This window comes from Paraburkholderia sediminicola (assembly GCF_046026675.1).
GTDB classification, from domain to species: domain Bacteria; phylum Pseudomonadota; class Gammaproteobacteria; order Burkholderiales; family Burkholderiaceae; genus Paraburkholderia; species Paraburkholderia sediminicola_F.
Genome location: NZ_JAQQEY010000002.1, coordinates 2725754 through 2749460, shown reverse-complemented (window position 1 = coordinate 2749460; position 23707 = coordinate 2725754). Strand labels below are relative to the sequence as shown.

Here is a 23707-nt window from a genome sequence, read left to right as displayed (position 1 = left end):
CCGATTTGCGGATTTCGTGGGGATAGTCCGTTACGACACACGCGAGTCGTGTCGATGTCCCGCTCTGCCGGGGCTTGAACTGCTCACGCCCCTGTCAGCCTTTATTGGCCGGCGGCCGGCGACGCTACGCTCGGGGTCGCCAGCGTGTTGTGACTCCCGGGAAGGTTGGTTAGGGACGTCGAGCTATTGTTCGTGCTATTCGGCAGGCCCGAGTTCGGCGACCCGGCGCTCATCCCGCTATCCGAGTTGGTGGCGCCAGGCGTGCCGTAGCCACTCGTTGCATTGGCCGGCGATACGGCGGCCGGCGACATTACACTCGGTGTCGCCAGCGTGTTGTTGCTCTGTGCATAAGCGCCGCCCGACAGCGTAAGTGCGGCGACGGCCGCGATTAATGTGCTGGTTGTCTTGATCATGACCCGTTCCTCCTTAATTGGACTGGAACATAGAAGGTGGTACCAAGTTTAGGAAAACGGTCGCTGATAATTAAGTGCATTGTTCGCAAGGGTGAATTTCGATTTTTGGGGTTGCCACTAATATGGGTCCTGGTCCCCAATCTCAGCCCGGCGTGGTGCGGCACTGCGCGGTGCATGCTACGTGACGCGCGAGGAAACTGATTGGGCGGCGTGGATAGCGAACAGCCGGCGGATCATGACGGGTTCGCGCTCACCCCCAGGATGCTCATTAACGTCGTCGCGTTGCGCTGCCCCTGGTCCTCGAAGCAGTTATTGAAGATGACGTGAGTACGGCCGGCCCGCGTCGCGATTGCGCGGATCGAGGGGGCCAGTCCGGTCAGCTCGTCGTCGCTGTAGTCGTAGTCGAAGCGATCGGCCGCACTCGCCGCGCCCGTTGCGCTCCATGTCTGCGTATTGCGGCCGTGCAGACGCACCATCGCGAGTTGAGGATGGGTTGCTTCCCATATGGTGTGCACGCGGTTCGTCACATCCGGCGGTGCGTCGACGATCACGTGGACGAGGCTGCGTTCGCGCAGAAAGTCGAGCGTCGATGGCGCGTGCTGATCGTCGAACCACGACTGATTGCGAAACTCGGCGGCCATCATGTAGCCCGCCATGCGCGCCCGGCATTCTTCCACGAGCGCGAGACCGTCCGGCGCGCGGGTGATCCACGGCGCGAACTGGAACAGCACCGCGCCGAGCCGGCCGCTCGCGCGCAGCGGTTCCAGTGCTTCCAGATAGCGCCGCCACAGTTCGTCGAGGATCTCGGCGGGCATGTCGCGGTAGTAGACGTTTTTCTTGCGCGGACCCGTGATGCCTTCCGGCAGCGCCATTGCAATGTCTTTGGGCAGGACGTCGGGCGAAGTCTGATGCCCGGTAAAAAGCCGAAACGCCTTGAAGTTGAACGTGAAGCCTTCCGGCGTGCGTTCGGTCCACAACTGCGCGTTGCTTGCCGACGGTATCGCGTAGTAGGCCGAATCGACTTCGACCAATGGAAACCGCGATGCGTAAAAGCGCAGCCGGGCTTCAGCGCTGCTGCTGCCGGGCGGGTAAAACCGCTTGCAGGCGATCAGCGTTTTGTCGGTCCAGCCTGCAGTGCCGTAGCGAATGTCCGTCGGAGTCAAGGTGCTTGTTGCCGCGCATAGGCAAGCCTAGGAGGCCGCCTCCGTGTGATCGAGCCACTCCGCGAGTTCGCGCCGCAGCCGCGAGATATCGAGCGGCTTGCCAAGCAACCGCGCGCCGGGAATAGTGTCGCCGATCTCGGCGTTTTCGCCATAACCCGACACCAGCAAGACGCGGATGTCCGGCTGCTGACTTAGCACCGCGCGCGCCAGGTTGTCGCCGGACATGCCGGGCAAGGTCAGGTCTGTGAACAGGACATCGAAACGTTGCGCGGACACGAGCGGCAGCGCTTCTTCGGCGCTCGCGACCGCGGTGCAGTCGAGCCCCAGCGCGCCGAGCAGGTCGCAGAGTGCGTCGCGCGAATCGGCGTCGTCTTCGACCAGCAGCACGCGAGCCGGCGTGCCGGGTTGGTGCGACGGCAGGCTTGCCATGGAATCCGCCAGCGAACCTGCCGGAGAGTTGGCGAGCGAACTTTTTCCAAAAGCGATTGGCTCGTGCAGGCTTCTGCGCGGATCGGACGTTACGCATGCCTCGGATGCTTCTGACGCTTCGGCTGCACTGGCCGGATCGTAGACCGTGCGCGGCACGCAGCTGGAAATCTGCCCGTCGCTCACGCTGGCGACGCCGGCGCCGCGCAGTACGCTGCGCACCTTGCGCGCCAGATCGTCGCGCCGGTAAGGCTTGGACAGCAGCGTGATGCCGGTGTCGAGCTTGCCGTGATGGACGATTTCGTCGCGCGTATAGCCGGAGGTGAAGAGCGTCGGCACTGTGGGCGAGCGCGCCGCCGCACGCTGCGCCAGTTCGACGCTTTTCACCTGGCCGGGCATCACGACATCGGTAAACAGCAGATCGATCGGCACGTCGCTGTCGATGAATTCGAGCGCCGCGTCGCCACTCGATGCAGTCAGGACTTTATAGCCGAGTTGCGCGAGCATTTCGACGGCGGTCAGGCGCACATCCGCATCGTCTTCGACCACCAGAATCGTTTCGCCGCCGCCCACCGGCGCCGAGGTCCGATCGACGGTTTCGACTGTTTCCGGCTCGCAGCAGCGCGGGAAAAACAGCGAGACGGTCGTGCCGCGGCCCACTTCGCTGTCGATCACCGTATGGCCGCCGCTTTGCCTGACGAAGCCGAATACCATGCTTAAGCCCAAGCCGGTGCCGTGGCCGTCGGGCTTGGTCGTGAAGAACGGTTCGAACACGCGCTCCAGGATTTCGGGTTTCATGCCCGTGCCAGTGTCGTGTACCGAGAACACCACGTACTCGCCTGGCGAGAGTTCCGGCTTGCCGCGGCAAAACGCATGGTCTAGCACGCGGTTCGTCGCGCGAACGGTGAGCGTGCCGTCGGCCTGCATCGCGTCGCGCGCATTGATTGCAAGATTGAGCAGGGCGTTTTCGAGTTGATTACGATCGGCCTGCACATTCCACAGGTCGTCGCTCAACACCGTTTCGATCTTGACGGTCTCGCCTAGCGCGCGGTGCAGCATCTCGCTCATGCCGGCAAGCAGGCGGCACGGATTCAGCACGGTAGGCGAGAGCGGCTGGCGGCGCGCGAAGGCGAGCAGATGCGCGGCCAGTTTCGCGCCGCGCTTGACGGCATCCGTCGCGGCGGACAAACGCCGCAGCGTGGTCGGACTCTCACCGGCATCGGCGGCGAGCATCTGCAGATTGCCGTTGATCACCTGCAGCACATTGTTGAAGTCGTGCGCGACCCCGCCTGTGAGGCTGCCAATCGCTTCCATCTTCTGGGCCTGGCGCAACTGCTCTTCGGCGAGCGCCCGTGCCGCGACCTCATCGGCGACGCGTTGCTCGAGTGTTTCGGTCAACTGGCGCAGCGATTGTTCGGCGATCTTGCGTTCGTGGATGTCGATCAGCACGCCGGGAAAGCGCGTCGGTTCCCCCTGTTCGTCGAACTCACACTGGCCGTTTGCCTGCACCCACATGTAGTCGCCATCGGGGCGGCGAATCCGGTATTCGGCGCGAAACGGCTGACCGGTGCGCATCGCTTCGACCGTCAGGCGGTCGTTGAGCGGCTGGTCGTCAGGATGGATCACCTGCGTCGCGGCATTGCGCTCGAGCCCTTTCGCGGCCTCTTCCAGCGGAAACGAAAAGGTGCGAGCGAAACGTTCGTCGCCGGTGACGGTGCCGGTGCGCGCGTCGAGCACCCATGTACCGAGCACGGCGCCGGTATTGAGCGCGAGTTGCAGCCGTTCGTTGGTCTCGCGCAGCTCCGCCTCGGCATGTTGCCGCCAGCGTTCGGTCAGCACGCGTGCAGTGGTTTCGACGACCATCGCGAGGACGCCCGCGGGTGCGCCGCTGTCGTCGGCGACCGGGCTGTAGTAGAGGTCCATCCAGACGTCTTCGGGCTTGCCGTCGCGCAGCAGCATCAGTTCCTTGTCGCGATACGACAGGGTGCCGCCGGCAAGACATGTTGTCATCACATGGCGGTTGAAATCGGCGACCTCCGGCCAGCCGTGTTCGACCGGACAGCCGAGCAGATACGGATGCCGTCCGCCCGCGAATATCGCGTAGGCGTCGTTGTAGATCATGTAGCCGGGTTTCCCCCATAGAAGCACGAGGGGCACGGGTGAGGCGAGCAGCATCTGGACGGTGGCGGTCAGACTGCGCTGCCAGTTTTCTATTGCGCCGAGGTCGGTGGCCGCCCAGTCGAATTCGCTGATGCGTCGGGCCATTTCCCCGTTCCAGCCGGGGCAACCATGGTCTTGTGCCGGGAATGGCATTGCTGCGCTCCACAGAGGTCACGTCAATGAGTGTGTCCCCACTCTGCCGGCGCGCATGGCGCGCGCGAATGTTCAGCAGGAGGCGGGATGAATCTTCTGCCGTGCACAGCGGGCGCGAAGCGGCCACGCGGCAGGAATAATTGTAGGCTACAACGGTTGGGTGGGGACTTGATAGAAGGGGCTTTACGGGTTTAGCCGAACCGATGCATGCGCAGGGGTTGGAAAGTTTTACCTGGCTTGTTCAGGTGGGGGGGAATAGCGGAAAGAAGGGCGGTCTTTTGTCTGTCTTTTGGTTTGTGTTTTTTTTATGGGGGGCCTGTTCTTGAGATGTTTGCCTGCGCGGCGCTTGTTTGTCAGTGTTCTTGGGGCTTTGGACTTTCCTTCATCTTGGTTTTGGTGCCTCTCCTTGCATTGTTAGTGGTCTATTAGCGTTGCCCCTGTGCGGGGCGGCACCTACTTTTCTTTGCATGCCGCAAAGAAAAGTAGGCAAAAGAAAGCGGCTTAAACCGCTAATACTAAGTGGGTCCCGTGGTCTGCAACGGGTAGTGGTGCATCTGGAATCCGTGTTCTCGCACATTCGGCGTTAGTGACAAAGGAGTCATCAACTCCCACTCCGCACTGCGTGCGTCGCGGACGGGTATGCATGGGAAACCAGGGGCTTCGGTTGGCGTAGCAGGGGCCGTCGGCTTCGCCTCGGCGACGCGCTCCTGCATTAACCCCGGGAACCCTCACTTCAAATGATTTGTCGGTGCCCCGCAATCACGGTCGCGGCTGGGGCGGTGCAAGGACGAGCCACAGTCCGGCGACGAGGCGTGGGCGTCAAAACGCAGCGGGTGGCTTTAAGAACTACGCTTCGGCGCGCGCAGCGCCGCCGGAAGTATGACACCCTTGTCACGAGCGCATGCCGATGCACGGACCCGGATTCCAGATGCACCACTACCCTGTGCAAGCCACGGGCCCCGCTTGGCAGGAGTGGTTTGAGCCGCTTTCTTTTGCCTACTTTTCTTTGCGGCAAGCAAAGAAAAGTAGGTGCTGCCCCGCACAGGGGCAACACTAATAGACCACTAACAAAACAAGTAAAGGCCAAAGCCCCAGGAACACTGACAAACAAGCGCCACGCAAGAAAAGAAAGTCAATTCGACAACGACAAATAAGGCGAACTCACCGGCGTAGGCGGGAACGGCTGCAACCCCGTCTGTTTGCTGAAGCTATACCTCAAATAAACAGCCGCGAGCCACTCGCGATACTCGTAAGCATTGCCGAGCGACGCGGTCGCCCCAAACGCCAACTGCGGAGCCAGTTGATACTCCCCCACCGCGCTAAGCGAATAAGAAACCCCAGTCTTACTCTGCCCAGGATACTGCGCACCACTATCCAGATTCGAACCGAGGGTCTTGGCTTCCGCCGCCGCATTGGCCTGAAGCTGACCGTCGAGCGGGAAGTAATCCGACGCATCCTGCCGGTAATGCTGCACGCCAATCGACCCCTTCACGTCATAAGTAAACTGGCCATTGCGCCCAGTCCACTCCACCGGCAAATTCAGAATCATGTACTGCTGCGGGCTGAAGTACCCGCCCTGACCATAAGTGAAGTACGAGAGGTTCCTGTTATAGGTCATCAGCGTCGTGTTCACACCGACAGTGAGCGTCTGATCGGCATCCTTGTAAACGCGCGTGTAGACACCGCCGCCGCCTTTGTATGCGTTGTTGCTCGCGACGTGATAGCCCATGTAGTGCTGGTACGCGGCATTCACATAAAGGCCGTTCGTGCCGTCATCCCATGCAAGGCTGGCGAGGCCGCCGTTGGAAGTGACGCCGCCCCATTCGAGGCCGGAGCCCGAATCGCGTGCGCCAGCATACGACAGCAAGCTGTCCGTCACCGCGCGGCGAGCGATGGCCAGCGAATACGACACTTTGTCCGTAATGGCGCCGTTGTATTGCGCGCCACCCACAATGGTCTTCTCGGGGAAACCGAGCGGCGTTACGCCGATATCACCGTTAAGGCTGCGGCCTTCATAGCCGAGTGACAAGCCCACACCGCTGGCAGTCTGGCTGCCATAAGTGTTGGTACCCGCCACCGCCGCCGCAGCGGACGTGCTATTGGAGAGCCCCGAGCCGAATCGCGCGAGCGTCGATAGACTGCCCGCGGCCGTGCCGGCATCCAGCGTAACCGGAGTCGCCGTCACGACGATGTGGCCGTTGCCCGCCTTGATGCGCCCCTGAATCGGCGCTTCGATATCGGTCAGCGTCGACAGACCGTCCTCGCCCGTGCGGTCGCGGAACACGATCCCGCCCGACACGGTGCTCGACTGCTCGCGATTGACCTGTGCCAGTTCTTCGGCCACGCCGAGCGTCTGCGTGTTCGCGACGTTCGGTTGCGGGTAGTTGCCGCCATTGCCGTTCGCGCCAGGTTGTTGCGGGTAATACGCCTGCGCGTAACCGGTCGGCGGTTGCGGAATATACGGCTGCTGTTGCTGCGCGTAATAACCCGAGCCCTGATTCGGATACGGCTGATAAGGCTGCTGACCGTAGGCCTGTTGCGGCGGAACCGGTTGGTAAGGCTGCTGCGCGTAACCCTGCTGCGGGTATCCCTGTTGTTGCTGCGGATAAGGCTGCTGGCCGTAATAGGGCTGTTGCTGCTGCGGATAAGCTTGTTGCTGCCCATACGGCGCCTGTGCATAGGCTTGCGCGTTGCGGTTGCTCTTCGATGCGCTTTGCTTCTTGCTGGTCGAGCGTTTCGTGCTCGTGGCCGAATTCGTGTAACGCGGCTGTTGCATCGAACCGGCATTGGCCTGCGCTTCGCGCGCCGCAGGCGACATCGGCCACGGCGTGGTCGCATAGCCGTCCGGCTGTTGCGGATAGGGCGCCTGCTGCTGATATTGCGCCTGTTGAGGATAGCCGCCTTGCTGCGGATACGCCGGGTTGTACTGCTGTTGCGGCGCCTGCTGCATCTGCGCCTGGCCTTGCCCCGGATACGGCTGCAACGGCGCGCCCGACTGGCTCGACCCGTTGGTCTCCTGGCCGTAGCCATCCGCGTTGGTGCCGGGACGTGGCGCGTTATAGGGAACGGCGGTGGGCGCTGCATTGGGCACATACGGCTGAGCAGGCGCCGTATAGGGCGCCACGTACGGCGCGGGCTGCGAGGGCGGCGGATAGTTCGGCACGGTCTGGGACGGCAAGGAGGACTGCGAGTACGGGAGCGATGCACGCGCGGCATTGGAGCCGCCACCTGCGAGCGCGGCGTTGTCGGCGTCGGTCGGCGAGATCGTTGCGGTTTTACCTTCGAACGGATTGGTGCCCGGCAGCGGCGTCGCGCCAATCCGGCGCATTGCGACTTCCCAGCCACGCGGCACGTTGCTCGGCGCATTGGCGCGCGGCCCGTTGGCCATCAGCGGCGTATTGGCCGCGATCAGTGAGCGTTGCAGATAAGTCGACGCGAGCGACAGCTTGCCTTCGGCGCGATACATGCGGCCGACCGTCGCCAGCACGCCTGGGTCGCTCGGCGCGGCGGCAAGCGCCTGCCTGGCAAGCGATTCGGCATAGCCGAACTGCTTCGCGCCGGCCGCAGCAGAGATCGTCGCCTGCAGCAGGTTCAGGTCGTCGGGCTTGCGCTGCAGCGCGACGCGGTAACTGGCGAGCGCATTGCGGTCGTCGCCGGCACTCGAATAGAGGCGGCCGAGGGCGGCTTGCAGATCGGGATTGTCGGGCATCGCCGCCAGCCATGGCGCGATCACGTCGTAGGCGCTGGCGAGATCGCCGCGCTGACGCACCGCGTCGCATTGCTTGATGACGATTCCCAGATTCAGATTGCCAAAATCCGTGCGCTGCTGCGGCGTCAGTTGCATCGATGCGAGCCGCCGCATCACCATGCCGAGTTCGGCTTCCTGTTGCGTGGCAGAGAGAATACCCGCGTATTGCAGCAGCAAATCGGTGTTGCCGGGCGCCGCGTTCATCGCGCTACGCACAAGGCCCAACGCGCGATTCGGGTCGCCCGCCTGTTGATACGCTGCAGCGATCACGCCGATCAGTTCGGGGTTGTTGCCGGCGACCGGTTCGGCGGCGTGCAACGTCGCCAGCGCTTGTTGCGACTGACCGTTGCGCGCCATCCGCGTCGCGAGATCGGCCTGCTGATGCACCCACAAGCGATGCTGCAAGGTCGTCATTGCGTCGGTGCGTTGCGCGGCCGGAATCCGTTCGAGTTGCGCGAGACCGGCCGTCCAGTCCTGCGTTTCCGCCGACAGCAGCGCGCTCGCGTAGAGCGCGTCGGTCATGTCGGGATGCGCGGCGAGGAGACCGTCCATCATGCTGCGGGCATTCGCAACCGCGCCCTGGCGAACGTAAATACGTGCGAGGTCGAGGCGCAGCCAGGGATCGTCAGGATCGTTCAGCAGGGCGTCTTCGAACAGGCTGCGCGCGCTGCCGAGATCGCCGCGCGCTTCGGCCGCGCGCGCCTGCGCGGCCTGCGCTTCGCCACGCAGACGGTTGATGCCGCCAGCCTTCGATTGTTGTTCGCTGTTCAGCTGATTGGCGAATTGCAGCGCTTCGTCGCCACGGCCTTGTGCGGCGAGCGAACCGACGAGACCGCGAATCGCATCGGGATTGTCGGCCTGGCGGCGCAGCGCCATCCGGTAGGCCTGTTCGGCGCCGACCGGGTCGCCGTTCGTGAGCAGCATCTCCCCGAGCAGCACCTGCGCGGTGACATCGGACGGATTCAGCGCGATCGCGCGTTCGAACAGCGACTTCGCTTTCGCGAACTCGCCATTGCTGCGCGCGCCGATGGCGTCGCTGGTATAGGTCCAGTAGGTCGCGCTATCGAGCGCGGTTTTCCAGCGCGCCGGATTGCCGTTGCGCGACGCGCGTTCCAGATAGTTGCGGGCTTCGGCGAATTTTTCCTGCTTCAACGCGGCGATACCCATGCCGCCGAGCGCGTCGGTGTCGTTCGGACTATTCGCCAGTACTGACGAAAACTTCGCGCGCGCCGTGACGAGGTCGCCACGATCGAGCGCGGCGAAACCGTCGGCGATGGTACGGCCGCGGGCGTCGACGGCGGCATTTTCCTGGGAACGATCGCGAGCCGCCTTGTCCTGCTGAACCATCGACTCGAAGCGCGCCTTGACCGCGGCGTCGTCGGTTGCACCTTGCAGATACGCTTCGTACAGCGCGGCGTCCGACGGCCGTGCGTCGAGCCACAACAGCGCCTGCCGCCAGCTCTTTTTCGCCGACGCGCCGACGGTGCTGTCGCCGGCAAGCTTCTGCAGTCGCGCGATACCGTCGCGGCGCGTCGTATCGCGATACGTCAGATGCTGTGCGTAGGCGAGGGCGTAGCGCGGGTCGTCGGGGTTGTCGCGTGCGAGCTGTTCGAGGCCGCGGCGCGCCTGGTCCCAGCCTTGCGGCGTGGCGGAGAGCGCCTGGTAATACTCGAGTTGCAGTGCGGGTGTGGCCGGCTTGCCGTTCAACGCGCGCTGATATTCCTCTACCGCGCTCGCGCTTTGACCGCTTTGCGCGAGCCGCCGCGCGTCGTTGACAGTCTGGTCACGCAGACTCGATTCGCCGAGGCGCCGGCCCAGTTCGTCCAGGTTCGGATAGTTCGGCGCGACCGCTTTCAGACGCGCCAGATATTGCTGCGCGCCGGCGCCGTCCTTGCGGTCGGCGAGCACCATGCCCATGCCGTAGAGCGCATCGGGTTGCTTCGGGTCGATGCGCAACACTTTCTGCCATGCCTGCTCGGCGAGGTCGCCGCGATGATGCGATTGCCAGTACTTGCCCTGATCGATCAGCACGTTCAAGGGATCTTTCGACGCCTGCGCCAATGCGTCAGGCGAAGCCATCGCCACGCAGCAGACGGCCGTGAGGCTCAGCGCGAACCGCAATGAAAACGCGAGGGCGCTCAATCGCATGCATTTCTCCAACTCGGCACGAGACGGCCGGCTTCGTCGAAACGATAGCGGCCGTCGATGAATCCGGTGCCGAACAAGCCCAGCACACGATCGTAATAAACAGGTTCGCGGCCCGGCACATTGGTGTCGAGCACGGCGAGATGGGTGCGCGCGAGACCGAGGCCGCGCTCGTCGTCAAGCGCCTTGAAGTACGGCGCGAGCGCGCCCCAGTAGCTCAACGGTCCTTCGCCGCTCGCCGTACCGGTGGTCGACGAAACCTTCTCGGGCGGAATGCCGCTTTGCGCCACCTTCGCGCGCATGCCGCCGAGCGCCGCGAGCCAGGGTCTGGCGAGCGGATCGGCGGGCGAGGTGAGCCCGGCCCACAGATAGACACGGATCGCGTCATAGCTGCCGGTGTCGCCTTCTTTCGGATCGACCACGAACTGGCCGTTCTGCCACGCCGCCCAGTCGGGCGCGAAGCCTTGCGGCGCCGTGGTCTTGATCAGCTTGTAGGCGCTGTCGGCGAGCTTGGCCCACGGGCCGTTCGGCATGTCTTTGGCAAGCGCGCGCAGCACCGGCAGGGGCAGATAGCTCGGATTCAGACGCGTCACGCCACCATTTTTGAAGCCCTGCGGACCGGGCAGCAGCATCGGGCCGACGCCCTGCAGCGTGGTCATTTCCTGGCGCACAATCTGGGCGGCGAGTGCCTGGCCGAGTTGCGTATAACTTGCCTCATGCCACAGGCGGCCGGCTTGCAGCAGATCGTAGGCGATCCACAGGTCGGAGTCGGATGCGGAATTCGGATCGAGCACGCCGAACGAGCCGTCCGGCTTCTTGCCCCAGAGCCAAGACGGCAGCCGCACGTTTTGCACATCGAACTGATTGCCCGCGAGATTGGTGCGGGTCCAGTTCAGGAGCCGGTCGAAGGTTGCGCGGTCGTTCGCGACCAGCGCGAAGAACAGGCCGTATGACTGGCCTTCGGAGGTGGTCTTCAGCTGTGGCGAGGAGTAGTCGATCACGCGGCCATCGGCCTGCACGAAGTGTTCGACGAAGATGCGGTACGCCGGCCAGTCGGTGTTGCACGGCCCCACCTGGCCGGGCGTCGAAGTGGTCTGCGCCACCTTGGTGATATTGGCAAAACACGTGGCCGCCGCAAGGGCAAGGCCGAAGCCAAGCCCGAGCGTCAGCGCCACGTGTGTCTTGATGTTTCGAACCCGCATATCAGTCCTATCAGTCCTTTAAGCGGCGCGCGGCGATCGAGCGCAGCGTCCGGTAGAACAGGCCGGCGATGATCAGCGCGGCGAGCACGCCACCCAGCATCAACAACAGCGGATGCGATGACAGCGCCCAGCGCAGATACTCCTGCGGCGACAAATGGCCGACATAGTAGGCTTCGCCGTTCGACGTGATGGTGACGGTGCGGCCGTGGACCACGGCCATCGCGCCTTGAATTTCCTGCAGCACGTCGGCGTCGAGCAGCGCGGCTGACAGATCGGCGTCCGACTGGCCGGCCGCGCTCACCAGCGCGACGGCGCTGCGGTTCTTCTGCAGCGGCGATTCGAAACCGGTCAGGAGCGCATCGCCGTTCGAACTCACGAGCGTCAGGTCGGCGCGCGCCGGCGAGCGTTCGACTCCGCGCTCGCCATGCCACCAGTCCTCGAGCTTGAAGACCACGTCCGAGAGCGCGAAGGTTCGCGAATCGCCGTCGCTGGAGAACGGCATCGACTTGGCCCAGCGTTGCAGCAGCGGTTGCTTGCCCGGCGCGCCGAAAATCAGCAGGTCCTTGTTGGCGTACTTGTCGACGTCGTCGGCCGTGCCGACGGTGACGCCATTCACCGGATAACCCGTCGATGCGCCCATGCGGCCCATGGTCAGCAGAAACAGGCTGTAGTCGCTTGAATCAGCCTCGCTCGGCAGAACCACCGCGGTCTCGGAGAGATCGGCCATTCGCGTGAACGGGAAGCCGCTATTGGCGAATGCCGCCAGGTCGGGCAGCGCCATGTAATGCGGGAACGACGAGAGGTCGATGGTCGAGTTCGGATCGATGGCGCCGACCACGTTTTCCAGCAGACGGCCGTGGCATTCGCCGGTGTTCGGAATGTCGTAGAAGAAATGCAGACGCACCTGCGCGCGCGGCGTCAGCAGCAACGGCGGAATATGCACGGTACGACGCGCTTCGGCGGTCTTGTCCGGCAACACGCGCTCGAAGTAATGGCCCAACTCGAACACCGAGGCCGACTCGGCCGGAATCGGCAGGGCCTGCACGAAGCCGTCATTGACGCTGACGTTCAGCGACGAACGGTCCCGCAGCGGGCGCACCGTATAGCGATAGCGCAGATCGATCGGGGCGCCCAAGGTGTGCCACATAAACAGATCGGGCGGCACGCGCAGATTGACGCGCACGGCGTCGGCGTCATAGCCGGACACCGTCAGGTCGCGTGGGTCGGCGAGTTCGCCGAAACGCACCGGACGGTTAGTTGGCAGCCAGTTTGGCGCGTCGTACGGCGCACGCGGCATGAGTTCGTTCAATTGCGTGATCGTCGCGCTCGGGCCGGTGAGCGTGTTCTGACCGATGCCGAGCGCTTTGGCGGCGGTTTTCAGTTCGGCATCGGTGCGGCCGAGCACGAGCAGCAGCTTGCCGCGCGCCGGCGCTTCGCGATCCACCACCGCGATAGTCGGGCCGGAAATCGCCGGAATCGTCACGCCGGCCGGGCGCTGGTCGTCGGTCGCGAACACGACGGCGTTACCCGACAGCGGCGCGTTATCCAGTTGCGCCGGAAACACCGCGCCGCGATAGCCGGCGAGCGCGCCGAACCAGGATGCGACGATGCCGCCTGCTTCGAGCGTCGCGGCGCCGGGTTTTTGCGGGAACACGAATGGCAGTTCGAGACGGCGCACGTCGCGGCGGTCGAAGAACGGCTGCGGCAGGGCGGCGAGATCCGGCTTGCTGGCGAGCGACGCGTAGGTCAGATCGAGCGAACTCGCATTGCTGACGGTGGCCCACAGCGACGAATTCGCCGGGTCTTCGCAACTCGTCGTGTAGTGACCGACCAACTGCACGTTCAGGTGGTTGAATTCGGTGATGAAACGCGGATCGATCGAGACGTCGCGCGCCACCAGCATGCCGGCCTGTTCGTGCGGCACCGGCAGCGTCGCGGCGACTTCGCCGTTCACCAGCACTTTCAGCTGGGAAATATTCGCGAGCAGCGCGGGGGAGTAGCTGTAGACGAGATGCAGGATCGCGCCGGTCACCACTTCGTCGCCGCGCACGGAGAACGCGACGCCGTTCTGGCCGTCGGTGCCACGCAACTGCAGCGGATCACGCGCGCCGAGGTCGGCGAACGTGAGCGTTTGACGGCGGCCGCCTGGCACCAGCGTGCCCGGTTCTGCGGTGGTCGGCGTTTTGATACCCAAGGCCTTCACCGACGACGCGGCGAGCGCCGGCGTGGGCGTGGCCAGTTGCGCTTGCGCGAGCGCGTTCGGATCGTAGAGGACGGCCGCGCTCGGCGCGGGCACGCTGCCCACGCCGGTGGCGACGCGCGCAGCCGGCGCGCCAGAGGCGCCTGCCGCTGGCGACGCTTGCGACGCACTCGCGCCGCTCATGGCCGCTGCAGCCACTTCAGCCGCCGAAGCCAGCGGCGCCGCCAACGCGGTTTGCAACGCGAGCCAGCAGGCAAGTCCGCGTATCAGCCGTTGCGAGCGGGGGTGTCCAAATAGGCGTGCCTCCGCTTCCATTCCATTGCGCTCGTGATTCGAGCGTTCGACGTGTCCCTTCGCCATCCTGTTGCCCATAGATCAGTCTTTGGTTTTTAGCTTCTTGACGTCCACCGGACGGCTTTTCATCGAGCTTCGAAGGTCGGCATAAAGATGCTCGAAGAGCCCCACAATGCCGCGCGCGCCGACCGTCAGCACATGCGACAGACCGCGCAACGGCGTGTCCTGCTGACGCCCTTCGGCCCAGCCGGTCCAGGCGTCGGCGCGCGCGAACGTGGTCTTGACGAACTCGTATTCCTGTTCGCGCGTCATCGCCGAGAAGCGCAGGCCCACGCGGCCCGGTTCCGTGAAACCGACGGTGGCGGGGAAGGCGTATTCCTCGTCGCCGCGGAACAGCGATACGGTCACGCTTTCGTGCATCGGCACTTCGATCTTCGCGGGTAGCGCCACGCCGACGCCGCCTTCCGAGTAGTCGATGGTCTCGCAGGCGAGCGTGCGGCCGGTCGAGAACTTCAGCATCACCGGCATGGTCATCGCCACGCGATGCACCGCGCGAATCTGCCGGCGCTCGCTGGCCGCGGCCACGCTCGCGCCGAGAATCAACATGTTGTAGGTGGTCCAGCCGAGGTTCAGGATGGTCGTCTGCACGACGCTGCGAATGTGCCAGTTCAAATAGATATGCACGATGCCGACCACGAAGCCGATCAGGTTCAGCAACAGCAGGAACAGATACGGCCGCGAGATCGCCCAGTCGAAGTAGTTCTTCTCGATCTGACCGCCCTTGGCCGTCACGTTGAACTTGCCGAGCTTCGGGTTGATCAGCGCGAGCAACGTTGGCGCGGTAATGTACGACGCCAGCACCGATTCGTAAACTTCGGCCCAGAACGAATGGCGGAACGAGCGCTGCATCCGCGAGTTGGTGATGCTCGCATGCATCATGTGCGGCAGTGCGTAGATCGCGATCGTGCTGGCGGCGGCTTCGATCACATGCGCGCCGAAGAACAGATACGACAGCGGCGCGGTCAGGAACACCAGACGCGGGATGCCGTAGAAGAAGTGCATCATCGCGTTCAGATAGCACAGCCGCTGGCCGATTTTCAGGCCCTTGCCGGTCAGTGGATTGTCGATCCGGAAAATCTGCGTCATGCCGCGCGCCCAGCGAATCCGCTGGCCGATGTGGCCGGAGAGACTTTCGGTGGCGAGACCCGCCGCCTGCGGGATCGCCAGATAGGCGGTGGTATAGCCGAGGCGGTGCAGCTTCAACGCGGTGTGCGCGTCTTCGGTGACCGTTTCTACCGCGATGCCGCCGATCTCTTCGACCATGGTCCGGCGCAGCAACGCGCACGAGCCGCAGAAGAAGGTCGCGTTCCACAGATCGTTGCCGTCCTGCACGAGGCCGTAAAACAGTTCGCCTTCGTTCGGCACCTTGCGGAAGGTGCCGAGATTGCGTTCGAACGGATCGGCGGAGAAGAAGTGGTGCGGCGTTTGCAGCATTGACAGCAGCTTGTCGCGCAGGAACCAGCCGAGGCCGATCTGCAGGAACGAGCGGGTCGGAATGTGATCGCAGTCGAAGATCGCGAGGTACTCGCCCTGGGTGATCTTCAGGGCTTCATTGATGTTGCCGGCCTTCGCGTGGCGGTTGTGCGTGCGGATCGTCCAGTTGACGCCGACTTCCTCGCAGAACGCCTTGAACTCGGGACGGCGGCCGTCGTCGAGCACGTGGATCGCGATCTTGTCGGCCGGATAGTCGAGCGCGAGCGCGGCGTAGATGGTCGGCTTCACCACCGAGAGCGGCTCGTTGTAGGTCGGGATGAAGACGTCGACGGTCGGCCACAGGTCGCGTGAGGCGGGCAGCGGCATCGGCGTGCGCTTGAGCGGCCAGGCGGTCTGGAAGTAGCCGAGCAGCAGCACGATGGTCGAATAGACTTCGGCCGACACCAGCAGCAGGCCCCAGGCGGCGTCGAGCGGATGTTCCCAGTAAGTCGTCGAAGTGAGCCGCCAGTACATATAGCGGCCCGACGTGACCACCGAGAGCATGATCATCACCATCGTCGCGTAACGGCCTTGCAGGCGGCGGAACAGCAGCGCCGTGACGAAGCAGCAGGTCGCGAACGTCAGTTGCTCGTAGAATGCGAGCGGCACCGTGAAGACGAAGTACAGCATCATCAGCGCGAACAGCGTGACCAGACCCGTCACGATCCGGCTGTTCCAGAAGCGCGCGTCGACGATGCGTTCGAGCCGCGACGGTTCGCCGGCCTCGATGTCCTGCGACTGCGGCGTACTCATGCGACGTTCCTCGGCGAGATGGCGATCGCATCGACCGCCGCCATCAGCCAGTTGCCGCACGAGCGAAAATCGGCGGCCGCCTGGCAGAGTGGATCGTAGTGAATCAGCGTGGTGTCGCAGGCGAGCGCTTCGCTCACCCCTTCATCAAGATGGATCACGCCCGGGAAGAGCTTGTCGCCAAGCATCTGGCGCAAGACCTTGAGGACGTCTTTGGTCAACTGGCGCGACTGGTCGATCTGGTTGACCACGTAACCTTCGCCCCCGAACTCGTGGCGCGGCGCCGCGTACGTTTCAATCAGCCGTTCCATTAACGGAATGGCCGCGTAGGAAGCCGCGTCGGAGAGCACCACGTTCAGTGTGAAGGTGGCCGCGCACAACGCAGCGCGTACATACACGGACGAACCTGGCGGTGTATCGATGATGACGATGTCGGACGCGTCGAGCCGCAGCGTCTGCAGCGACTGCGCGAGCCACCTTGGGTCCTGGTCGATATACGCTTCAAAGCGGCGGCGATCGTCTTCGAGCACGGCGCCATAGGGCAGCACGGTCACACCGTCTACGCCGTCGAACATGACCGATTGCCACGGATCGCCCGTCAACGTCGCACGCGACAAACCGTCGATGCTGTCGAGCGGTACGCCGAAATGCAGACGCAGCGCGTTTTGCGGATCGAGGTCGAGCGCGATCACGCGCCGGCCGCTCGCGGCCAGCACGGAAGCGAGATTGGCGGCGAGGGTGGTTTTACCGACCCCGCCTTTGGCGGACACGACCGCAATGACTTTCATGAGCGACGAGGGCCGTTGACCAGCCACGAGTTGGAGGTGGCGGGCGCGGCGACGCTAGCAGCGCGGGCCGGCGCGGCGACTGTTTGTGCGGGTGTGCCGCGCAGACGGTCGAAGACCGATTGCAGGGGTGCGGATTCGCCGGTGGGCGCGGCGGGTTGCAGCGGCGCGGGTTCGGATGCCGGGGCGAACAGTTTGCCGAGGATCGACGCGGATGGCTTTGGCGCAGCGGGCGTAGTCGTGTAGGTAGGGGCGGGCGCCTGTGCCCATGCTGGGGTGTGCGCCTGGGCGGGTGCTTGCGTCCATGCCGGGACCGGAGCCGGCGCTTGCGCCCACGTCGGCGTGGATGCGGAGACGGGCGCCGGTGCAGTGGCGCGCGGTGTGAGGGCAGGGATTTCGGCGCGTGGAATCACCTGCGCTGGGGCGACGGCAGCCGCAGCCTGTGCGGCCACTGGCGTTACCGCGTCGATCCGCGCCGTGGCCGGCGTGGTTTGTACGGCTGGCGCCGCAGCGTCACCCTTCGTTTCGAACGCGCCGAAACGCGAGGCGCCGCGCAGCGAGGCAGGCTGAGCGGCGGCAAAGACGACCGGTGGAATGTCCCGCCGATGCGAGCGGGTAAACAGCGGTGCCTTCGCCCGCGTCACCGAGGCGGCATCTTTGGGCGTCGTGTCCTGACGATCGACAGCGGGCGCTACGTCTTGCGCCGATGCCTCGTGAGCAACCTCGCGACGTTGCCCGATCGCGGGAATCGCCGGCTGTGTCAGATCCAGCGTCACCAGTAGCGGCCAACGTGTGCGCGCCGAACGCGCTTCGTTTTCGCGGCCGATTTCCTGGTACGCGCTGGCGTCGCCGCCAAAATGATCGAATAGTTTTTCGATGTCGCTCGATGAACTCATAGTGCCGCCGTCTTTTGAATGACTTGCCTTGCCCCGATCGGTCCGCTTACTTGATCTGCTTAACCCGGACCGCTCAAACAGGGTGCCGCCCCAACCGAAACTCGATCGCGGTGTCTGTGCCGTACGCGCTCGTTTGCGCCACCGACAGGCCCTGTGCGCCCAACGCGCTCAACCACGTCTGATAAACGCCTTCGAGAAACGCCGGGGTCCATGCGAGCGCTGCATTGCCGAATGCCTGCAGCGGCGCACAGTAATGAACGATGCGCAGAGACTCCGGCTCGTCGGACAGTTCGACGTAGCCCCAATCCATGTCATGCCAGTACAGATTCAACACCTGAGCGAGCTCGGCCGTCGACCCGCACGCAGGCAATTGATGCGCCGCGGCAAACCGGCAGCCGACGCGGTACATCAGTTGACGCAGTTCGTCCGGACCGATCTGCGCTTCGAACTCTGTCGCGAGTGCAGTCAGCATGCCGCGCCATTGTGGCGAGATTTGGCGTTCCAGCAGGTAATCGAGAATTGGGACCATGTTTTCCGGGAAATAGCCGCTGCCTCAAACCGTGTACAAAAACGGGCGCCGACGGCTGAACAATTGAAAGTGTTACGGGAAGGCGCGCATTGCACGCGTCCTAGGTTACTTTTACCGAGTTGGTCTGCTCTATCCGCCACACTTCGGAGGAAGTCTACTTAAGACATTAACTTTTAGCCACTTTACATTCGTCTGCGTTATACGCGCAAACGGTTGCGGCGATCCACATTCGCTACGTAATATTTGCTGCGTGAATTGCCTTGCTCGCTTCTCAACCGTGGATGCCAGCCGCGAATGTGTTTTCGATAGATTGATTAACGGTAAATTGCGCCGATGTTTTAGCTTTCTGGTTTCATGCTAAATGCAACGGTTTGAGTCGGGTTGCGCGGGATGCGTCAGGTATTTGCCGCCGCCGGAAGTGCTTGTTGAATCTTTCAGGCTCGCTGCGCCCCCAACTTTTGCCCGGACCAGTAAGCTTACGGACTGGCACCGCCTGGCTTTGCGCACACCGGCGCAAACGGCGCAGAAGACAAGCGCGCACAGGCACACGCAGGGGCGTGGCGCGCTATGACGATGCCGTTCGACTCAAAACAACAATGCTCAATCCACTCACTATTCTGGCTGTCACGGTTTTGTCAGGCGCCATGGGGATCGCCGTGCTCGGCTCGCTCTGGCGGGCGGCGATACCCGGCGTCGGCTACTGGATCTCGGCCAATGTCGTCGCGATCGTGGCGCTCCTTGCCTTTGCGTCACAAGGACACGCGTCGCGCTGGCTGACTTTCGTGGCGGCCAACGAACTCCTGGCCATTTCGCTGCTGTTGGTGGTCGAGGGCTGCTACCGCTTTCTGGGGCGTCGCACGCGACCTTGGGCAGCCTATGCCGGCGCGCTTCTTGTGCTGATCGGCATTATCTACTGGACCTTTGTCACGCCGGACTTCAACGCGCGGGTGACGGTGACATCGGCGTTTCACGCGGGCCTCTACGCTATGCTCGCCGTGACAATGCTGCGCGATCGTCCCTCGAGCCGGCCACGCTATAGCTATTACTTTCTCGCGGGAGCGGCTGTGCTGTTATGCGTGGGGCATGCCTCGCGTGGCGTCATGTACGGTTTCGGCATGCTGTTGCAGTCCGGTTTGATGCAAGTGACGCCGGGCAATGTCGCCTTTCTCGCCCTCGGTATCCTCGCACCGCCTTGCCTTTCGATCGGCGTGGTGATGCTGGCGCACGATCGCCTCGCCGAGCGGCTCGAGCGGCTGGCCAATGTCGACGATCTGACGGGCGCGTTGTCGCGCCGGGCGTTTCTTTCGATCGGCGACGCGCTGTTAAAGGCGTCGTTGCGCACCGCCTCGCCGATGGCGATGGCGATCATCGATATCGATTCGTTCAAGGTGGTCAACGACGGCTACGGCCACGCTACCGGCGACCAGGTGCTGAGCCACTTCGCGGCCTTTGTCACCCGCAATCTGCGGGTCGGCGACGTGTTCGGGCGGCTGGGCGGCGAGGAGTTCGGCGTGTTGTGCCCGGCGACGACCACGACCGAAGCGGTGCGCCTGATGGACCGTCTGCGGGTCCGGCTCGCGGCGGCCGCGCCCGCCGAGTTGCCGCGTGAACTGAAGTACACCTTCAGCGTCGGCGTAGACCAGCATCGGCGCGATGAATCGCTCGCCCAATTGATGGCGCGTGCCGACGGTGCGCTGTACGCCGCCAAGGCCTCAGGCCGCGATCGTGTGATGGCGGCGTAGCCCTGCTTGAGCGGGGTGCAATTCTATTTGCGGGCAGGGCATAAATATTTGTCAGACGGTTGCCGTTATACATCGGTGGAGTAACCGGAGCCAGCCTGATATCTATCACTATGCTTTCCACTTCAACGAAGCCATTGTCCGATTCCGGTTTGCGCGATCGCTTTCATCGGCGATCGCTGGAGCACCAGCGTCCCCTTTCGACGGTGACGATGGCGTTTACGGTTGTCGCGTTCCTGTGTTTCGTGGGGGCGCGCAACATGGTCGACGGCCCGGCGACGCCGCTTGGCTACCGGCTCGCCTGTGCGCTGGTGCTCGCCTTGCTGGTGATGGCGATTCCACGCACCGGCTCGACCTGGACCTTCGGTGCAATCGGTGTCGCGTACTCGCTCGTGCTGGTGGTGGGTCTTGCGCTAAATGTCTCGGGCGTTGAGCAGCCGTTGTTGTGGGTACTGCCGGCCATGGTGGTGATCCCGGTCTGCGCAGCGCCGCTGTGGCTCACGCCGCTGCATTTCTTCGTCGGCAGCGCGCTCTTCTATGCGGCGGCGTTTGCCTTGCTGTTCGACGGGCCGCGCACGCATGACGTCGACATCGTGGTGTGGATGTGGATCATGGCGATCGGCGTGCCGACTTCCGTTGTGTTTCACTTCGGCTTCTACCGGTTCCGCCGTAACCACTTTCTGCTCGAGAGCCAACTGGCGCAGCTCGCCGCGACCGATCCGCTGACCGGCCTGCAAAACCGCCGCGCGTTCGTGAAGCAGGCCGAGCGCCGCCTCGAAACGATGACGTCCGAGGCGCGGGTCAGCGCAATTTTTCTCGACATCGACAGTTTCAAGTCGCTCAACGACCGCTTTGGCCATGCAGTCGGCGACCATGCGTTGTACCAGGTCGCCCAGGTGCTGATGGAAGAGACCTCCGCGGACGACAGCGTGAGCCGGATCGGCGGCGAGGAGTTCGCCGTGCTGCTGCGTGACGGCCTGACCGGCGCACTGGCGCTGGCCGAGCGCCTGCGCACCGCGATTGCCGCGATCGAGCGCCCTGATGGCCATCTGACCGCGAGCTTCGGCGTGGCTGAACACCGGAGCGGCGAAAACATCATGGTGTTGCTCGATCGCGCCGACGAAGCCTTGCTGCGCGCCAAGCATTCGGGCAGAAACCGCGTGTGCGCCGAACGTGCGTTGCCGATCGAGCCGCTGCACATGCTCGCCGGCGATGTGTTCGCAGAGGACGGGACGCTGGTGCCGCAGCATCGGTGGGACGAGTATTTCCTGACCTCGCACTTCCAGCCGCTCTACAGTTTGTCGCATCAGAAGCAGGTGGGATTCGAGGCCTTGCTGCGAGGCAAGCAGGACGACGGCACGCTGGTGCCGCCCGTGGTGCTGTTTGCGCCGAAGCCCTCCAGCGACGAAGGCGCGCTCGATCGCGCGAGCCATGCCGTGCATCTGGCCAATGCGCACAAGTTGCTGCCCGGCGATGCCTGGCTGTTCCTCAACATTCTGCCCGCCACGTTTGTCGCCGAAGGCTATGCGGACCAGCTCGCCATGATCGTGCGAGCGGTCGGGCTCGAACCTGAGCGGGTGATTCTCGAGATTCTCGAATCGCATGGCGGCAGCGTCGACGACATGTCGCGGGCGGCGGCTTTGTACCGCGAGCATGGCTTTCTGATCGCCGTCGACGATTTCGGTGCGGGTCAATCGAATCTCGACCGGTTGCTCCGGATCCGGCCGGATCTTGTGAAGCTCGATGGAGAGCTGATTCGCGCGACCGGTCATGGGACCGACCAGCCGATCTTGCCGAAGCTCGTTTCGCTGTTACACCAGGCGGGCATGCTGGTTGTTGTTGAAGGCGTGGAGACCACGGAGGAATTGATTCTTGCTGTGGAGTCGAATGTGGATTTTGCGCAGGGCTTTTTGCTCGGGCGGCCGGCGGCCGAGATTGCGCCGCCTGACTCGGTGCATCGGCGGATCGATGATGCTTTCGATGTGATTGCCCAGGGGAGGGCGCATCAGTATGCGTTGTTTGAGTCGGAGGTTGAGCCTTATCGGGCTGCTTTGAGGCGGGCTGCCGATGCTTTGCTGGCGGGTGGTTTGGTAGGGGAGGCGTTTGCTTTTCTGGCTACGTTTGAGCGCTGTATCAGTTGCTTTGTTCTTGATGATTCGGGGCGGCAGATCGGGTATGAGGTGCGGGGGCCCGCGTGGAGTGGGGTTGGGGCTTCGTTGCAGCCTGTGGCTAATCCGCGGGATGCGAGGTGGGATCATCGGCCTTATTTTCGTAATGCTGTTTTGTTGCCTGGGGTGGCTGTGGCTAGTAATCCCTATCTTTCTTTGGCCAGTGGGCGGCCTTGTGTTGCGGTTACTTTGGCTGTGCAGGTTGCTGCTGAACGGTCTGTTATTGGGGTGGAGTTGGATTGGTCGGTGGTGGGGTTGCCTTGGCCTGCTGGTGAGTAATTTTTTTTTTTGCCTTTGGCGGCGGCATTGGCTGTGTTCTTATGGCTTTGGCCTTTCCTTGATTTGTTAGTGGTCTATTAGCGTTGCCCCTGTGCGGGGCGGCACCTACTTTTCTTTGCTTGCCGCAAAGAAAAGTAGGCAAAAGAAAGCGGCTCAAACCACTCCTGCTAAGCGGGGCCCGTGGTTTGCAGCGGGTAGTGGTGCATCTGGAATCTGGGTTCGTGCATCTGCATACGCTTGTGACAAGGGTGTCATTCTTCCGGCGGCGCTGCGCGCGCCGAAGAGTATTTCTAAAACCAGTTGCTGCGGTTTTGTTAGTACCCGCCCTTCGTCGGTGTGGCCGTTGGCGCAGTCTTTTTGTACGAGGCTGCCAGATCTGCTGCGGCCTTGCTTAATAGCCCCGTGTCTGTTCCCACCGCCACAAACGTTGCGCCGGCTGCTAGATATTCGGCAGCTATCCCCGGGTCCGGCGCCAGCACCCCAGCCGCTTTGCCGGCGTCCCGTACCTTTCTGATGCCATCGCAAATCGCTTCGCGTACGCTCGCGTCACCTGGTTTGCCCAGCAAGCCCATTGATGCGCTCAGGTCCGCAGGGCCGAAGAAGACGCCATCAACGCCTTCTACCTTTGCGATTGCGGATAGGTTTTCCATCCCCTGCACGGTTTCTACCTGGACCAGTACGCACAACTCCTGCGACGCCGTGGTCAGGTAGTCCGGTATCCGGTTCCAACGCGATGCCCGCGCCAACGCGCTCCCCACGCCGCGAATGCCATGTGGTGGGTAGCGCGTTGCCGCGACGGCTTCCGTGGCCTGATCCGGTGTGTCGATCATTGGGAGCAGCAAGGTTTGGGCGCCTATGTCGAGTAATTGCTTGATCAACGCGCTGTCGCTTCGTACGGGACGCACCACCGGATGCGATGCGTAGGCAGCCACCGCCTGTAATTGCGCCAGCGTGCTGCGGATATCGTTCGGTGCGTGCTCGTTGTCGATCAACAACCAATCGAAGCCGGCGGTGGCCAGCAATTCGGTCACGTAGGCATCGGCAAGCGCTGCCCATAAGCCGAATTGCAGCTTTCCCTCTGCTAGCGCGCGCTTGAATGTGTTTTGCGGTAGAGACATGTCGGC

The 23707-nt window shown here is 63.4% G+C and carries 13 protein-coding genes; 2 read left to right on the top strand and 11 right to left on the bottom strand.

The window, feature by feature from the left end:
* Nucleotides 1-101: 101 nt before the first annotated feature.
* The 10 genes from PQQ86_RS31975 to bcsD all read right to left on the bottom strand — a co-directional run bounded on the left by PQQ86_RS31975 (nucleotide 102) and on the right by bcsD (nucleotide 18397).
* Nucleotides 102-413 carry a hypothetical protein gene (locus tag PQQ86_RS31975; protein ID WP_408276253.1) on the bottom strand — a complete coding sequence of 104 codons (312 nt, stop codon included), beginning with the start codon at nucleotides 411-413 and terminating at the stop codon, nucleotides 102-104.
* A 233-nt stretch (nucleotides 414-646) separates the two neighbouring features.
* Nucleotides 647-1576, bottom strand: coding sequence for a DUF72 domain-containing protein (locus PQQ86_RS31970; RefSeq protein ID WP_408276251.1), 930 nt, complete (start codon nucleotides 1574-1576; stop codon nucleotides 647-649).
* 27 nt (nucleotides 1577-1603) lie between these two features.
* Complete coding sequence (locus PQQ86_RS31965) at nucleotides 1604-4315, bottom strand: hybrid sensor histidine kinase/response regulator (protein WP_408276249.1); 2712 nt, start codon at nucleotides 4313-4315, stop codon at nucleotides 1604-1606.
* A 1132-nt stretch (nucleotides 4316-5447) separates the two neighbouring features.
* Entirely contained in the window at nucleotides 5448-10211 is a 4764-nt protein-coding gene (locus PQQ86_RS31960) for a cellulose synthase subunit BcsC-related outer membrane protein (protein WP_408276246.1), read from the bottom strand.
* On the bottom strand, nucleotides 10202-11410 hold the full coding sequence (gene bcsZ, locus PQQ86_RS31955; RefSeq protein WP_408276243.1) for a cellulose synthase complex periplasmic endoglucanase BcsZ: 1209 nt from the start codon (nucleotides 11408-11410) through the stop codon (nucleotides 10202-10204). Before bcsZ ends, PQQ86_RS31960 begins: the two co-directional genes overlap by 10 nt.
* A gap of 10 nt (nucleotides 11411-11420) precedes the next feature.
* The gene (gene bcsB, locus PQQ86_RS31950; protein ID WP_408276240.1) at nucleotides 11421-13982 is read right to left on the bottom strand and encodes a cellulose biosynthesis cyclic di-GMP-binding regulatory protein BcsB; all 2562 of its coding nucleotides are present in this window, start codon (nucleotides 13980-13982) and stop codon (nucleotides 11421-11423) included.
* A 3-nt stretch (nucleotides 13983-13985) separates the two neighbouring features.
* Nucleotides 13986-16190: a UDP-forming cellulose synthase catalytic subunit gene (gene bcsA, locus PQQ86_RS31945; protein ID WP_408276238.1), complete on the bottom strand. Its 2205-nt coding sequence runs from the start codon at nucleotides 16188-16190 to the stop codon at nucleotides 13986-13988.
* Nucleotides 16187-16975, bottom strand: coding sequence for a cellulose biosynthesis protein BcsQ (gene bcsQ / locus PQQ86_RS31940; protein WP_408276235.1), 789 nt, complete (start codon nucleotides 16973-16975; stop codon nucleotides 16187-16189). Before bcsQ ends, bcsA begins: the two co-directional genes overlap by 4 nt.
* Nucleotides 16972-17868 carry a cellulose biosynthesis protein BcsP gene (gene bcsP / locus PQQ86_RS31935; protein WP_408276232.1) on the bottom strand — a complete coding sequence of 299 codons (897 nt, stop codon included), beginning with the start codon at nucleotides 17866-17868 and terminating at the stop codon, nucleotides 16972-16974. Before bcsP ends, bcsQ begins: the two co-directional genes overlap by 4 nt.
* Before the next feature lie 73 nt (nucleotides 17869-17941).
* On the bottom strand, nucleotides 17942-18397 hold the full coding sequence (gene bcsD, locus PQQ86_RS31930; RefSeq protein ID WP_408276230.1) for a cellulose biosynthesis protein BcsD: 456 nt from the start codon (nucleotides 18395-18397) through the stop codon (nucleotides 17942-17944).
* A 596-nt stretch (nucleotides 18398-18993) separates the two neighbouring features.
* On the opposite strand from bcsD, the gene PQQ86_RS31925 reads away from it, so the two are divergent.
* Both PQQ86_RS31925 and PQQ86_RS31920 read left to right on the top strand, forming a co-directional pair.
* Nucleotides 18994-20139 (top strand): GGDEF domain-containing protein, encoded by a 1146-nt coding sequence (locus PQQ86_RS31925; RefSeq protein WP_408276227.1) that lies wholly within the window; start codon nucleotides 18994-18996, stop codon nucleotides 20137-20139.
* A 110-nt stretch (nucleotides 20140-20249) separates the two neighbouring features.
* Nucleotides 20250-22583 (top strand): EAL domain-containing protein, encoded by a 2334-nt coding sequence (locus PQQ86_RS31920; RefSeq protein ID WP_408276224.1) that lies wholly within the window; start codon nucleotides 20250-20252, stop codon nucleotides 22581-22583.
* Nucleotides 22584-22897: 314 nt separating this feature from the next.
* Here PQQ86_RS31920 and hpaI read toward each other — a convergent pair whose 3' ends face one another.
* Complete coding sequence (gene hpaI / locus PQQ86_RS31915) at nucleotides 22898-23701, bottom strand: 4-hydroxy-2-oxoheptanedioate aldolase (RefSeq protein WP_408276221.1); 804 nt, start codon at nucleotides 23699-23701, stop codon at nucleotides 22898-22900.
* Nucleotides 23702-23707 lie beyond the last annotated feature (6 nt).

What these genes read in the sequence shown, in the direction of transcription:
- PQQ86_RS31975 (WP_408276253.1), bottom strand. Translation starts at nt 413, where the DNA reads ATGATCAAGACAACCAGCACATTAATCGCGGCCGTCGCCGCACTTACG.
- PQQ86_RS31965 (WP_408276249.1), bottom strand. Translation starts at nt 4,315, where the DNA reads ATGCCATTCCCGGCACAAGACCATGGTTGCCCCGGCTGGAACGGGGAA.
- PQQ86_RS31960 (WP_408276246.1), bottom strand. Translation starts at nt 10,211, where the DNA reads ATGCGATTGAGCGCCCTCGCGTTTTCATTGCGGTTCGCGCTGAGCCTC.
- bcsZ (WP_408276243.1), bottom strand. Translation starts at nt 11,410, where the DNA reads ATGCGGGTTCGAAACATCAAGACACACGTGGCGCTGACGCTCGGGCTT.
- bcsB (WP_408276240.1), bottom strand. Translation starts at nt 13,982, where the DNA reads ATGGGCAACAGGATGGCGAAGGGACACGTCGAACGCTCGAATCACGAG.
- bcsA (WP_408276238.1), bottom strand. Translation starts at nt 16,190, where the DNA reads ATGAGTACGCCGCAGTCGCAGGACATCGAGGCCGGCGAACCGTCGCGG.
- bcsQ (WP_408276235.1), bottom strand. Translation starts at nt 16,975, where the DNA reads ATGAAAGTCATTGCGGTCGTGTCCGCCAAAGGCGGGGTCGGTAAAACC.
- bcsP (WP_408276232.1), bottom strand. Translation starts at nt 17,868, where the DNA reads ATGAGTTCATCGAGCGACATCGAAAAACTATTCGATCATTTTGGCGGC.
- bcsD (WP_408276230.1), bottom strand. Translation starts at nt 18,397, where the DNA reads ATGGTCCCAATTCTCGATTACCTGCTGGAACGCCAAATCTCGCCACAA.
- PQQ86_RS31925 (WP_408276227.1), top strand. Translation starts at nt 18,994, where the DNA reads ATGCTCAATCCACTCACTATTCTGGCTGTCACGGTTTTGTCAGGCGCC.
- PQQ86_RS31920 (WP_408276224.1), top strand. Translation starts at nt 20,250, where the DNA reads ATGCTTTCCACTTCAACGAAGCCATTGTCCGATTCCGGTTTGCGCGAT.
- hpaI (WP_408276221.1), bottom strand. Translation starts at nt 23,701, where the DNA reads ATGTCTCTACCGCAAAACACATTCAAGCGCGCGCTAGCAGAGGGAAAG.